Consider the following 13,483-nt stretch of genomic DNA (forward strand, 5'->3'; position numbering starts at 1 on the left):
CGGTCAATGGCTCGCTGGGCGAGGACGATCCGCGCCCCAAAGCGAGAGCGATCGTGCTCGAGCAGTTCATCGAGCAGGGGCGCAAGCAGGGGATGGCGCAGGGGACGATCGAGCTGTACGAAGCGCGGTTCGGCCCCATGCCGCCCGCGCTGCAGTCCGCCGTGGAAGCCATGCGCGACCTGCCGACGCTCCGGAGGTGGCACCTGCTCGCCGGAACCGGGACGCGTGAAGCCGTGCACGACGCCATCTCCGCCGAGCCTGCCGGGCGCTCATCCTGAACCACGCCTGGCTCGATGTCCTCGGAAAGACCGGCACCATGACGTCCGACAGCAGTATCCTCCCCGAGGGACGCCGGGCGCACCCCGGCGCGTCGGGCAAGGACCAAGAACGGACATCCTTCCACTCTGACATCTAGAGGCCTTCGTGAAAGACATCCTCTCCGCGCGCCTGGACTCCGGCGCATTCCCCGCCGGCAGCGTCGAGCTCGTGGAGCTCTCGGGGCATGAGACGCTGGCGCAGCTCTTCGCGTTCGAGATCCGGGTCGTGTGCAAGGATCCGGGCGGGATCGACGAGGAGGCGCTCCTCACGGAGCCCGCGGCGCTCGTCTTTTCCCGGGGCGGACACGAGGAGCGAAAGCTCTTCGGGATGGTCTCCGTGGTCAACGACGCGCTGCACACCGAGACGATGCACCTCGGCTACTCGCTCACGTTCGTGCCGCGCGCCTGGAGGCTGAGCCTCACCGAGACGTCGGAGATCTTCATGGATCTCACGGTGCCGGAGATCATCAAGAGAAAGCTCGAGCGGGCGGGCCTGGCGGAGGCGGACGACTTCGAGCTCCGGCTCAACGGCTCCTACGAACCGCGCGAATACGTCGTACAGTACCAGGAGACCGACCTCCAGTTCGTGTCGCGCCTGGCGGAGCACCTCGGGATCTCCTTCTTCTTCGAGCACCAGAGCGGTCGCGACGTGATCGTCTTCACGGACGACAACAGCGGTTTTCACCCGATCGCGGGGGACGAGCACGTCCCGTTCTACGCTCGCGGCGATCGGATAGGCGTGCACCGGTTCGAGGGGACGACGCGCACGATCCCGAACCGGTACGTGGTCAAGGACTACAACTACAGGACGCCGCACCTGCCGCTCATGGCGACCGCCACCGTCTCCGGCGCGGCGGGCGGCGATATCGTCGAGTACGGGGCGCACTTCAAGACGCCGGACGAGGCGCAGCAGCTCGCCCGGATCCGCGCCGAGGAGCTCCGGGCGACGCGGCGCGTCTTCGCGGGGGCGAGCGACGTGCAGGTCCTCGGCGCCGGCGCGCGCTTCACGCTGGAGGGGCACCCGCGAGGGGACATGGAGCTCTTGCTCGTCGAGGTGCGCCATCGCCTGCAACAGGGGGCGCTCGGCACGGGCACGGGGCACGAAGACGCGTATGCCAACGAGTTCCGGGCGATCCCTTTCAAGACGGCGTACAGGCCGCCTCGGGTCACGCCCAAGCCGCGGGTGCACGGGGTGATCACGGGCGTCGTCGAGGCGGCCGCGAAGAGCAAGTACGCCGAGGTCGACGAGACGGGCCGCTACCATGTGCGGTTCCTGTTCGACACGAGCGACGCGAAGGAGGGGCGAGCGTCGAGGCCGGTGCGCATGGCCCAGCCCCACGCGGGGCCGGGCTACGGGTTCCACTTCCCGCTGCGGAGCGGGGTGGAGGTGATCCTGACGTGCATTGACGGCGATCCGGACCGCCCGATCATCGCCGGCGCGGTGCCGAACCCGCAGACGCCGAGCACGGTGGAGGCGAAGAACGCCAAGCGGAACGTGATCAGGACGGGCGGGGGAAACGAGATCAACATCGACGACACCGAGGGCGAAGAGCGCATCAAGATCTCGACGCCGTACGGGGGCGCCTGCCTCCAGCTGGGAGCGCCGAACACGCCGGAGTCCGGCGCCGCGATGACGACCACGGACGCCTACAGCCAGGTGGCCAGCGCGGGCATCAACACGGTCACCACCGTCATGAACTCGGTGGCCAGCACGATGTCGTTCTTCGCCGCGGCCGACATCACGAATTATGCGGGTGTGTCGAATGTCCTCGAGCTCACGGACAAGATCGACAGCGTCGCAGGGAACCTCCTGGCGACAGCCAAGTCGGTGCTCGACCTTCCCAAGAAGTACGAGGCCACCGAGCAGGCGAAGCTGGACGAGGAGGTCGTGCGGACTGAAGAGGCGGCGAAGCGGCTGGAGGAGGAAGCGGTCCTGTCCGGCGCGGCGCTCCCCTCGCCCCCTCCGATGGTCCAGGGCCCGGACGGGATCGAGCGCCCGATGACGCAGGAAGAGTGGAATGAACAGCTGGCGGTGTCCGATCAGCGCGTCCCTGTGGCGCGCGCGGCAGCGCAGAGCGCGAAGAAGGCCGCCGAGGCGAGGAAGAAGGCGTTCGAGGCCGATGAGACCAACGTGGCGCTGAAAGGAGTCGGGAGCGCGGTCGACGCCGCCACCGTCGGGCACGCTGCCCTAAAGGGTGGGCGCGCCCTCATCAGCAGCGCGTCCAAGCTGATGAAATCCGCCGGGGACAAGTCGGCCGCGGCCGTGGCGAACGGGATGTCCGTCGGCGCGACCATGGCGGCGAGCCCGGGGCGTGTACCGAGCCCGGTAGCGCCCGTCACCTCGCCGAGCTGTACCAACGCCGCCCTCGGGACGTCGGCGGTCATCGGGCACGCGAACGCGTTCGTGTGCGGCGCCTCGAACGCCGTGCTCGCGTCGGGCGGCGGCACGGTCGTCACGGGAGCCGCGACCGCGGTGCTCAAGTCTCCCGGCGCGGTCGAGATGGCGAGCGGCGTCAAGGCGTTCATCACATCGAGGCTGGTCGACATCCGGGCGACCGCCGCCATCGCCATGCAAGCGGCCATCCTACGCATCGAAGCCACCTCCAGGGCCCTTATCCAGGCGCAGGCTCTCGACATCCATGTCGAGAGCAATTTGGACGCGCGTGTCACCGGCAACACCAACATCAAGTCGGGCGGCTCCGTGAGCATCAAGGGCGGCTCCGTGAGCATCAAGGGTAGCTCCGCGCTCGCAGGGGAGGCGGCGAACGTCTCCTTTCACGGCACGAAGGAAGCTGAGCTCAAGTCGGGCGGTTGGTCCGCCACGCTGAAATCGGGGCAAGCGAGAATCGGCGGTCCGGCCTCCGGGTGCACGCTGACGAACGGCTCGGCTGTCCTCAAGTGTGGCTCGATGGTGACCTGCACGAAGGACAGCGTGAAGGTCAAGGCGCCCTCCGTGGAGCTCAAGGGAAGCGGGAGCATTCGACTGAACGGCGCGCGGATCGACCTCGGCTGAGCTGTCTGGAGGGTGGGCTCGGGTCCGCCGACGCTCAGCGGCGCTAGCGTCGAGCCGTGGCCGGAGCTCACGGGCTCAAGGGTTGGGAGGCTTTCCACATGGCCCACAGAAAAATTGCCGATCCCAAGATCACGACGAGGCCGAAGTGTATGCATCCGTGCCTTAGGAGGATGCGATTTCGCTCTCGCTTGAACCTCTCCACAGCCACTTTCTCTTGAATCACGGATTGATAGGCCACACGGGCTTGCTCCTCCTCGGCGCGAGCACGCGCCTGCTCCATCTCCAGCTTCATTTCCAGGTTCAGCCTTTCCTCAGCCATGTCCGCTGCCCGCTGCAAGGCCTGGTCCCGAGTCATCTTCCTCGGCCCGGGCTCCTTCTCGCCGTCGAATAGCAGCCTGCCCGCCGGATCGAACTTCCAGGCGATGCCCTCCTCGCTGAAGAGCCAGAAGGCCCCGTCAGGGCACACGGCGAGCCTCCTCTCCGACCAGAAAGAAGGGCCGTCTTCCGCCTCGAAGTCGATCTCGGCCTTCACGACGATGCTCGGCTCGCCTGTCGCGCTGACCCGCACGACGCGGCTGCACCCGAGCACGTAGGCGTTGCCCCGGAGGTCGGCGCCGAGCGCGAGCTCCTCGTGATCCATCTCCGGCCTGGGGAGCTCGACGCAGTAGACCTTCCGTCCGTCAGCGTCGAAGCGGGCGAGCGCGCCGCCGGGTGACTCATCCACCATGTAGAGCGAGCCGTCCGGCCCGCAATGCAAGGTATGGGCGGTGCCCCCCAGGTGCACCGGACGATCGCGCAGATCCTTCAAATCGTAGATCGAGGCGTCGCTCTGCCGAGCGCTGCTCGCCCACACGGGGACCTCCACGCCGTTCGCCGCGATCCGCCGGAGCTTGCCATCCGCGCAGATCAGCAGCGAGCCGTCGCGATCGCAGGTCAACAGACCGCGCGCACGCCGATCGGCGTCGGGCACGAGCGCCGCGGCGGCTGGATCCTCGACGGGCGCGCCGGTCGTAAGAGAGAGCCAGAGCGGCGGCGAGCGTCGTGCGCCGATCACGAGGAGCCTGTCCTTCGAGCAGTGCAGGGAGCGCGCGGCTCCCGGAAGATCGCGTCGCACCCAGCGTACGTTCAGCGACGGATCGATCGACCACAGGACATGCTCGACCTCCTCGTTCACACATCCGCTCGCGTCGCAGTGCCAGCGCGACTGCGTGGCCGCGCAGTACAGGTTCCCCTCTCTGTCGACGGCCACCTCCGGAAGGCCTTTCCAGTCGAACAGCCCCGCGGCGACGGCAGGGGCGCGCTCGCTGACCGAAGGATCGAAGCAGAGGACCCAGGGCGTGGCCGCCTGGCTTGCCCCTGAGCCCACGCGCTCGCCAGGAACGCTCACGCTCGCGCCGCAGAGCTTGCAGGCGCACGTTCGGTTCACCCCGTCGAGCTCGACCGTCGCACCGCAGCGCGGACATGGAAGCGTCGCCGCGTCGACCTGGAGCTCCGGCGGCAGCGCGCGCCGATCCGGCTCCTCGCCCACGAGGTGCGTGACGCTCGGGAGCGCGCCCGCGACCTCCGCGGGCACCGCCCTCACCCAGATCCGCCTGGCGCAGCGGGCGCAGCGGATCAGCGCCTGCGCTCGCACCTCCTGGACGCTCGCCACGGGGATCGCCGTCTCGCAGCCATGGCACGCGGGTACGGCCCGCGCGTAGACGACCGACAGATCGCCCGCCGAGCTGCGGCGCTCCTCGTTCAGCGCCAGCTTCGGGCCATCGTGGATCGCGTCGCGGAGGAGCCCCGACCAAAGGCCGCCGTCGATCGCCGTCGACCTGCCGCAGCGCGGGCAGCCCACCTCGCGGGCAAGCCTGTTGACCGGCACCCGAGCGCCGCAGGCGCCGCACTTCGTCTCCACTTTCACCGCGACGCTGGCCATGGCCCTTCCCTCCTCTCGACGCGTGATCGCGGAGCCATCGGCTTCACGCCCCGTCGCGCCGCTCTCCTCGTACCCCGCACCCGAGCTCCCTATCCTAAGCGATAAGCTGCTCACCGCCCTCGCGCAGGGGGCCCTCCGACCTCGCCCAGCCCCGCGACCGGCTCACACGCGACGGCGCGCTCGATGGCGGCGCGAAGCCAGCTGTGGCCCTCGTCGCCCTCGGAGCGTTCCGGCCAGACGAGCGTCAAGGTGTAGCCCCTCGCCTCGAGCGGACACGGCCGCACCACGAGATCGAGCTTCCGGGCCAGCGCCACGGCGACCCGCGCGGACACGGTGAGCAGCAGGTCAGAGCCGGAGAGGATGAACGGAGCGACGAGGAAATGCGACACGGTGAGGGTCACCCGACGACGCAGCCCCCGCGCCGCCAGCTCCTGATCGATGACGTTGTGGTCCTCTCCGTGCGGCGAGATCATCAGGTGCTCGCAGGCAGCGTAGCGCGCCGCCGTGAGCGCCTTCCGGGAGGCCGGGTGGCCCCGCCGCATCAGACAGACGAGCTGCTCGGCCGCGAGCTGCGTGGACCGGCATCCGTCGGGCACCGGCCCGCCGCGCCCCAGCTTGGCGTCGAGCTCGCCGCGGCGCAGGAGCTCGGCGAAATCCGGCGGGATGTTGCGGCACCGCAGGTTGACGTGCGGCGCCTCGGCGGCGAGGATCCTGGTCAACGGCGGGAGCACGAGCAGCTCCAGGTTGTCGGTCGCGACGAGCCGGAACGTGCGGGTCGAGCGCCTCGGGTCGAACCGCTCGGCCTGGCCGAAGACCTGCTCGAGCCGCTCGACGGCCTCGGCTGCTCTCGGCAAAAGGTCCCGCGCGCGCTCGCTCAACGTCATCTGCCTGCCCACCTGGACGAGCAACGGATCCCCGAAATGGGCGCGCAGCCGTGAAAGCGCGTGGCTCATCGAGGGCTGCGTCACGCCCACCCGGCGCGCAGCGCGCGTGACGCTCCTCTCCTGGAGCAGAGCGTGCAAGGCCACGACAAGGTGGGTGTCCACCGACTGCAGACGCATGGTCGATGGATACCACGCCAACCCATAGACATCACCTATGTGTTGGCGCGCCCGCTATCGATTCGACGATCGATCCGCCGGCGCGTATCTCTGGTCTCCTGAGGGCTCGTGCCGCCGCACAGAGAGAGCCCCCAGGCCCCAACCCAGGAAGCTGCCATGATCATCGAGTACATTCGCTACACGATCCCCGCCGAGCAAGAGCAGGCGTTCCTGTCCGCTTATCGCGCCGCGGCCACGGAGCTGCGCGGCTCCGTGCATTGCCTCGACTATGAGATCTCCCGATGCACCGAGGAGCCGGCGAGCTTCGTCGTCCGCATCCGCTGGGACTCGCTGGAAGGCCACCTCCAGGGGTTCCGCAAGGAGGCGTCGTTCCCGTCATTCTTCGCCAAGGTGAAGCCCTTCTACGCGTGCATCCAGGAGATGAGGCACTATGCCTTGACCGACGTCGCCGGCGCGGGGGGCCGCCCTGGCGGCTGAACGAGCGCGCGTACGAGGCGGGCTCCCCTGGTTTCGCGCAGGCCATCGTGCGATGCTCGGTTGATGACGCGGAAGATCGCATCGGCCCAGGCGCTCGCTCTCGGACGGTCGCTCTCGCTTCTTCTGCTCCTCGTTCACTGCACGAGCACGCCGAGCCCGACGACCTCGGCCGCGACCCCGGACGCTCCGCCCGGCCGAGGGCCTGGCGCGATTGCGGAGCGGGGACCCGGCCCCGAGCCGGCCCCCGAGCAGGGGCCGGCCCGAGGGCCCGAGCCCGCGACAGGCGGCGCGCCGACGTCCGCTCCCGACAAGAGCCCTGCTTCCGGTCAATCGCCCAGAGCGGACCTCCCGCCGCCCACCAAGCCGGCACGATGCGCTGCTCCGGCCCGACCTGCTCAGGACTTCGTCGACTGCGTCGGCCGCGAGGTGTTCGCCGCCGGCTGCTGCTACCCTGGCTTCGAAGCGGCCTGTGCTGGCCTCGGCTGCTCTCCGACGTCCTGCGAACTCTTGAAATCGAACCCCCCGCAGGCCGGATGCACCCGCTGATGTCCATGCACCCGGAGGGCGCGGCGATAGGTAGCTCTCGACAACAGCCATGTCCGCGGCGATGGCCCGGTCGCTCGTCGCCGTGGGAGCACAGGCCCGTCGCGGCGCTCCTCATGCTCCTCGCGGCGGGCGCCGCGCTCGCGGCCTGCTCCAGGGTCACCGGCGCGCCGAAGGGCCGCGAGGCAGCGCCGGAGCGCGACAGCGGCTGCGCGGATCCTGCGAAGCCCAAAGCGTACTTCTATCCTGCGGAGAACCGGACGGACTACGCGCCTGACGACCCCTGGAAAGACGGCTGCGCCATGCTGGTGCCAGATCACCTGTTCTGCTGCCCGGAGAAGGCGCCCGCCGGCCCGCGGGAATAGGTCGTACCGAAGCCGCCGCACCCCATCGAGCTCCGGCTGCTGCTCCTGCATTGCCTCCAGGGGTCCGGATCGTTTCGGCGGTTCAAGGCCGTGCTCCCCAGGCCAGAGCAGCGCCGCCGCTGGCGCATCTTCCGGCGCGAACAGATCCGTGCCAGAGCGCCCCGGTGGCCTGGGCCCGTGACAGCGGGCCATGGAGACGCGATCATGAACGATATCGACGATAAACGAGATGTGACGAGCCGCCCGAGCCCCCGCCGCTGGCTCGTCGCGCGGCGAGCCACGGGCCTCGAGCCCTGGGTCGCCGGCGCCGTGCTCACGGCGATGGCCCTGGGCCCGATCGCCTGCGGCGGCGTCACCACGTTCGAAGGAGGGAAGGCGCTCGCCGTCGTGGGCCGGCCGCCCGCGCCGCCCCCGCCGCCTCCGCCGCCCCCGCCGGAGCGCGTGGTCGTGACGGACGACAAGATCATCATCAACGAGAAGATCCAGTTCGAATACGACCAGGCGACGATCCGGACGGAGTCCTACAGCTTGCTGGACGAGGTCGTCGCCACGATCAAGAAGCACACGCACATCAAGAAGATCGCCATCGAGGGCCACGCGAGCGCCGAGGGGTCGGCCGATCACAACCTGAAGCTCTCGGACCGCCGCGCCAAAGCCGTGATGAAGTACCTCGTCGACCACGGGATCGCCGCCGGCATGCTCACCGCCAAGGGCTTCGGCAAATCGAAGCCCATCGCGGACAACGACACGCCGGAGGGGCGCGAGAAGAACCGTCGCGTCGAGTTCAACATCGTCGAGCAGGACACCGCGCAGAAGACCGCGGACGCCGGGAAATGAACGCTGGTCCGAAGCCGCCCGTGAGCGGCGCTCCCCGCAAGGAGGCGAGCATGAAGCAGTGGTTGTCGGGTCTTACCATGATGGTTCTGGCGAGCGCGTCCGCGGGCTGCTCCTTCGCCGTGCGGAACGCCGAGATGTACCGAGACGATACGGCCGCGCTGCTCGAGACGAGGCGCGACGAGATCAGCGCGTGTTATGACGCAGAGCTCGCGCGGAACCCCGGCGCGCAGGGCAAGGTCACCGTCGCTTTCACGGTGCTCGAGGACAGCGGCCGCATCACGAACGTCGCCGTCGACCCCGCCGGCACCACCGCGTCGGACGACGTGGCGAGCTGCGTCGTGAAGTCGATCGACGGGCTCGTCCTCACCCCGCCCGATGAGAAGCAAGGCAAGGGGAAGTTCGTCTGGGAGTTCACCGTCGGGGCGCCGAAGGCGTAGCTCCGCCGCGCCGGCGGAGCCCGGCAGCACCGCCGCGCTCCGCCGCGCCGTCCTCCTTGTGCCCGGCGGCCACGCCCCCTATCCTGCCGCTGTGCGGCACGCGCGCACGGCGCTCGCGGCCGATCGCTGCTCGCGCCGCGGGGCGGCTCATCGGGCTCCCGCCAAACAGGCTCTCTGGAGAGCTCGCGATCCCTCCGACACCCCACAGCGATGAGCGCTCGCACCCCCAAGAAAGCCCCTCCGCCCCCCTCCCCCGCCGGCGCGACGGACGACCTCACCGACGGCGACCGCGACGCCCTCCTGCGCTGGCGGCTCGCGCTCGGGCCCGAGGCCGAGCGCGTCGATCCTCGGCTCTCCCTCGGGGGGCTCGGCGGCGGGGCGTCCGCTCTTCACGTTGACCCGCGGCGGCTCGGCGACCTCGACAAGGCCCTCTCGTTCATCTACGACGAGCGCGCCGGCAACCTCGGCGGCTCGCGGCCGTACGTCCCCGAGTGGCTCTCCGCGGTGCGCGAGTTCTTCAGCCACGACATCGTCGCGCTCGTCCAGAAGGACGCCATCGAGAAACGAGGGCTGACGCAGCTCCTCTTCGAGCCCGAGACGCTGCCCTTCCTCGAGAAGAACGTCGAGCTCGTCGCCACCCTCATGAGCGCGAAGGGCCTCATCCCCGACGCCGCCCGGGAGACAGCCCGGCAGATCGTGCGCGAGGTCGTCGAGGAGGTGCGGCGCGCGCTGGAGTCCGAGATCCGCACCGCCGTCCTCGGCGCCCTGCGGCGGAACACGACGAGCCCGCTCCGCGTCCTCAGGAACCTCGACTGGAAGCGCACCATCCGCAAGAACCTCAGAGGATGGGACGCGGAGCGGCGCCGCCTCGTCCCGGACAAGCTCTATTTCTGGGCGAACCAGACGCGGAGGCACGAGTGGGACGTCGCGATCCTCGTCGACCAGTCGGGCTCCATGGGCGAGAGCGTCGTCTACAGCTCCATCATGGCCGCGATCTTCGCGTCCCTCGACGTCCTCCGCACTCGGCTCCTCTTCTTCGACACCGAGGTCGTCGACGTGACTCCGATGCTCGTCGATCCGGTCGACGTGCTGTTCACGGCGCAGCTCGGCGGCGGCACCGACATCAACCGCGCCGTGGCCTACGCCCAGGCGAACTTCATCGAGCGCCCCGAGAAGACGCTGTTCATCCTGATCACCGACCTGTTCGAGGGCGGCAACGCCGAGGAGCTCCTCGCCCGCATGCGCCAGCTCGCCGACAGCAAGGTGAAGTCGATCTGCCTGCTCGCGCTGTCCGACAGCGGCAAACCCTCGTACGACCACGACATGGCGCAGAAGCTCGCCGCCCTCGGGACCCCGTGCTTCGGCTGCACCCCGAAGCTCCTCGTCAAGGTGGTAGAGCGGCTCATGCGAGGTCAGGACCTCGGCCCGCTGCTCGAGGCCGAGGCGCGCTGAGCGCCCGGCGAGGGCACAAAGACCACGGAGGCACAGAGGACACAGAGGTTCTTTTCCTTCCTCTGCGTCGTCTGTGCCTCCGTGGCCCCTCGCGCACGCGACGCGGGGGCGGCGTGCTCTCTCGACACGACCGGCGCCAGCGGGAGCGTCCGCGACGCCCCGCGCCGGCCCTGTCACCGCGCGCGGCGGGTCGCCTTCGCCGAGCGCTCGTCCGTCCGACGGGCGGCGGCGCGCTTCCGGGACGTGGCGCCCCGGGCAGCGCTCGCAGAGACCCGCCGACGGGCCCCGGCCGCCCGAACCACCTCTTCGAGAGAGGGTGTCTTGACCAGGAGGGGACCCGCGCTGTCCACGGCGCTGATCGAGGGGCCAACTAGGCTGATAGAAAGTTTCACTTGAACTACCGATATGTTTGGCGGACTGATCACGTCGCTCAGCGAGGGCTCATCACCTATAAACCGTTTTGATCTTTTACGCAGCGTCGCAGTGCGGAGATCACGAGCCCTGAGCGCCCGTCCGGACGTGAACTTGTCCACCCGGGAGATCCACTCGCCTTCCGCCTCTCACGGCGGATGCACGCAGGCACCACGGAGGCACGAAGGCACGGGTCTGGGTTCGCTCCGTGCCTCCGTGTCTCCGTGGTGATCGGCGAGGGACTGCCCCCGGGTGTCGCACCGGGCGCTCTGTCACGAGCTTGTTGCACGATGCAGGCCAACGATGGCCGGATGCCGGCATCGCCTCTTTTCCCAGGGGGACCGTGAGGCGTCTTTCACGGTTGAAACCACCGGTTGCAACGGTGGCGCAGCGCGACCGCATCCCTGCCCCCACGGGCGCCAGGTGAGACGCCAGGTGAGCTCAGGAGAGCGCCTCTCAGCCCGCGGGACCGGTCAACGACGATCCAGGGCGCTCGCCCAGGGGCCCGGACGGACCAGCCGCTCGGGGCGGGAGCGGCAACGCCACCTGGAACCTCGCCCCCATGCCCGGGGCGCTCTCCACCTGGATGCTGCCGCCGTGGGCCCTCAGGATCTGGTCCACGATGTACAGGCCGACGCCCAGCCCGCCATACGAGCTGGTCGGCGCCGCCCGCTCGAAGCGCCCGAAGATCCGGGCGATGCACTCCTGAGCGATCCCGATGCCCTGATCTGCCACCTGGAGCACCGCGGACCGCCCATCCACCGAGATGCGCACCTGGATCGGCTTGCCCCGCCCGTATTTGATGGCGTTCATGAGCAGGTTGGTGATCACCTGATCGATGCGCAGGCGGTCCCACCGGCCGACCGCGGTCACCGGCATGTCCAGGTCGAGCGTACAGCCGGCCCGCTCCAGCTCGGCCTCGAGGCGGCCCGCCACGTCGCGCGCCACGTCGCACAGATCCACGTCATCGAGGCTGAGCTCGAGGTGGCCGCTGTTGATGCGCGCCACGTCGAGCAGCGTGTCGATGAGCCGCGTGAGCCGGTCGATCTGCCCGCCGGCCTGGGAGAGCTTCGCCAGCACCTGCTCCGCCGGCAGCCCGCCGTCCGCGCGGTGGAGGGCGCGGGTGAGGCCCTGGACCTGGAGCACCAGCGCGCTGAGCGGCGTCCTCAGCTCGTGCGAGGCGACCGCCACGAAGTCCTCGCGGATCTGCACGGCTTCACGCGTCATCCGCAGCAGCCGGGCGTTCTCGAGGCAGAGCGCCGCGCGCTGCGCGACGTCGAGGGCGACGGCGAAATCGGGCGGCTCGAAGCGCTCGCCCGGCTCGACCCACACCAAGCTGAGCGCGCCGAGCACCTCGCCGCGCGTGACGAGCGGCACGCACAGGTAGCTGCTGGCGCCGATCTCCTGGATCACCGCGGGATCGTCGATGTCGAGCGCCAGGGCGACGTCGCGCGGAGCGCACTCGACGCGCAGGTCGGGGCGGCCGGTCGTGAGCACCGCGCCGACGCCGTCCGCGGTCAAGGCGAGCTCCCGCGGGCCGAACCGCGCCATGAACCGCGCCGCGTCGCGGGCCCTGTGCGCGGCCGCGAGCCGGCGCGCGCCGCCCTCCTCCCGCAGATCGAGCACACACCAGGTGCAGACGCGCTCCGCGGAGATGCGCACGAGGGCCGCCGCGACGCTATCCTCGTCGAGCGACGCCGAGAACGAGCTCGACGCCTCCGCGAGGATCTCCGAGCGGCGCACCGCGGCTTCGGCCTCTGCGCGGGCCGCCCGCTCGCGCGTCAGGAGGTGCAGGCGCTCCTGCTCGTGGCGCTTGCCGTCGTCGATGTCCGTGAAGCTGCCGAGCCAGGCGACCACCCGCTTCCAGACGTCCCGCTCCGGGACCGCCCGGCACAGGTGCCAGCGGTAGGCGCCGTGAATCGACCTGAGACGACATTCGCCCTGAAAGGGCTCGCCCGACTCCAGGCAGCGCCGCCACTTGCTGACGAACTGGTTCAGATCGTTCGGGTGCACAGCGGCCTGCCAGCCCCAGCCGCGGAGCGCCTCGAACGCGAGCCCCGTGTACTCCAGCCAGCGCGAGCTCACGTAATCGATGCCGCCGTCGAGCTTCGCCGTGAAGACGCACTGCGGGATGGCGTCGGCCAGGTTCTGGTACCTCGCCTGCGCGGCGCGCCGGAGGTCCTCGACCTCGGCGTCGCGCCGCCGCTGCTCGGCCTGGCGCAGGAGCTCCGCCTGCTCCTTGATCTGCTCGCCGCGCCGGTGGAGCTCGACGAACACGGCGACCTTCGCCTGGACGATCTCCGGCTCGAGCGGCTTCAGGAGGTAGTCGACGCCGCCCACGGCGTACGCCCTGTAAATGGCCGCGAGATCGTCCGTCGCCGCCGTCAGGAAGATGATCGGCGTGTGGCGCGACCGCTCCCGCTGCTTCACGAGCGAGGCGACCTCGAAGCCGTCGATATCGGGCAGCCGCACGTCGAGCAGGATGACCGCGAAATCCTCGGACAGGATCCTGAGGAGCGCGTCCTTCCCGCTCGCGGCGGTCACGAGGCGGTAGCTCTCGTCGACAAGGATCGCCCTGAGCGCCGTCAGGTTCTCCGGCTGATCGTCGACAAGGAGAATGCTGGTCGTCGCGGGCGGGGTAGACACCGT

The 13,483-nt window shown here is 69.8% G+C and carries 10 protein-coding genes; 7 read left to right on the forward strand and 3 right to left on the reverse strand.

Annotated elements, in window-relative coordinates; translation table 11 throughout:
• The first annotated feature begins 53 nt into the window (after nucleotides 1–53).
• Nucleotides 54–278 carry a hypothetical protein gene (locus WME82_RS41975; protein ID WP_438039898.1) on the forward strand — a complete coding sequence of 75 codons (225 nt, stop codon included), beginning with the start codon at nucleotides 54–56 and terminating at the stop codon, nucleotides 276–278.
• A 145-nt stretch (nucleotides 279–423) separates the two neighbouring features.
• Complete coding sequence (locus WME82_RS41980; RefSeq protein WP_438039899.1) at nucleotides 424–3,330, forward strand: type VI secretion system Vgr family protein; 2,907 nt, start codon at nucleotides 424–426, stop codon at nucleotides 3,328–3,330.
• A 67-nt stretch (nucleotides 3,331–3,397) separates the two neighbouring features.
• On the opposite strand, the gene WME82_RS41985 is transcribed toward WME82_RS41980, so the two are convergent.
• Nucleotides 3,398–5,251, reverse strand: a complete 1,854-nt coding sequence (locus WME82_RS41985; protein WP_438039900.1) for a hypothetical protein — start codon at nucleotides 5,249–5,251, stop codon at nucleotides 3,398–3,400.
• Nucleotides 5,252–5,361: 110 nt separating this feature from the next.
• A complete protein-coding gene (locus WME82_RS41990) occupies nucleotides 5,362–6,312 on the reverse strand; it encodes a LysR family transcriptional regulator (protein WP_438039901.1) in 951 nt (316 codons plus the stop codon).
• Nucleotides 6,313–6,468: 156 nt separating this feature from the next.
• On the opposite strand from WME82_RS41990, the gene WME82_RS41995 reads away from it, so the two are divergent.
• From WME82_RS41995 to WME82_RS42015, 5 genes are all read left to right on the forward strand, one after another.
• Nucleotides 6,469–6,789 (forward strand): putative quinol monooxygenase, encoded by a 321-nt coding sequence (locus WME82_RS41995; RefSeq protein WP_437742137.1) that lies wholly within the window; start codon nucleotides 6,469–6,471, stop codon nucleotides 6,787–6,789.
• A gap of 659 nt (nucleotides 6,790–7,448) precedes the next feature.
• Nucleotides 7,449–7,697, forward strand: a complete 249-nt coding sequence (locus WME82_RS42000; RefSeq protein ID WP_438039902.1) for a hypothetical protein — start codon at nucleotides 7,449–7,451, stop codon at nucleotides 7,695–7,697.
• 204 nt (nucleotides 7,698–7,901) lie between these two features.
• Entirely contained in the window at nucleotides 7,902–8,534 is a 633-nt protein-coding gene (locus WME82_RS42005; protein WP_438039903.1) for an OmpA family protein, read from the forward strand.
• A 50-nt stretch (nucleotides 8,535–8,584) separates the two neighbouring features.
• Nucleotides 8,585–8,971, forward strand: coding sequence for an AgmX/PglI C-terminal domain-containing protein (locus WME82_RS42010; RefSeq protein ID WP_437742140.1), 387 nt, complete (start codon nucleotides 8,585–8,587; stop codon nucleotides 8,969–8,971).
• 210 nt (nucleotides 8,972–9,181) lie between these two features.
• Nucleotides 9,182–10,423: a VWA domain-containing protein gene (locus WME82_RS42015; RefSeq protein ID WP_438039904.1), complete on the forward strand. Its 1,242-nt coding sequence runs from the start codon at nucleotides 9,182–9,184 to the stop codon at nucleotides 10,421–10,423.
• Nucleotides 10,424–11,290: 867 nt separating this feature from the next.
• On the opposite strand, the gene WME82_RS42020 is transcribed toward WME82_RS42015, so the two are convergent.
• On the reverse strand, nucleotides 11,291–13,480 hold the full coding sequence (locus tag WME82_RS42020) for an ATP-binding protein (protein WP_438039905.1): 2,190 nt from the start codon (nucleotides 13,478–13,480) through the stop codon (nucleotides 11,291–11,293).
• Between the last annotated feature and the right edge of the window lie 3 nt (nucleotides 13,481–13,483).

It is taken from the genome of Sorangium sp. So ce128, assembly GCF_051525245.1.
Classification (GTDB): Bacteria; Myxococcota_A; Polyangia; order Polyangiales; family Polyangiaceae; genus Sorangium; species Sorangium cellulosum_B.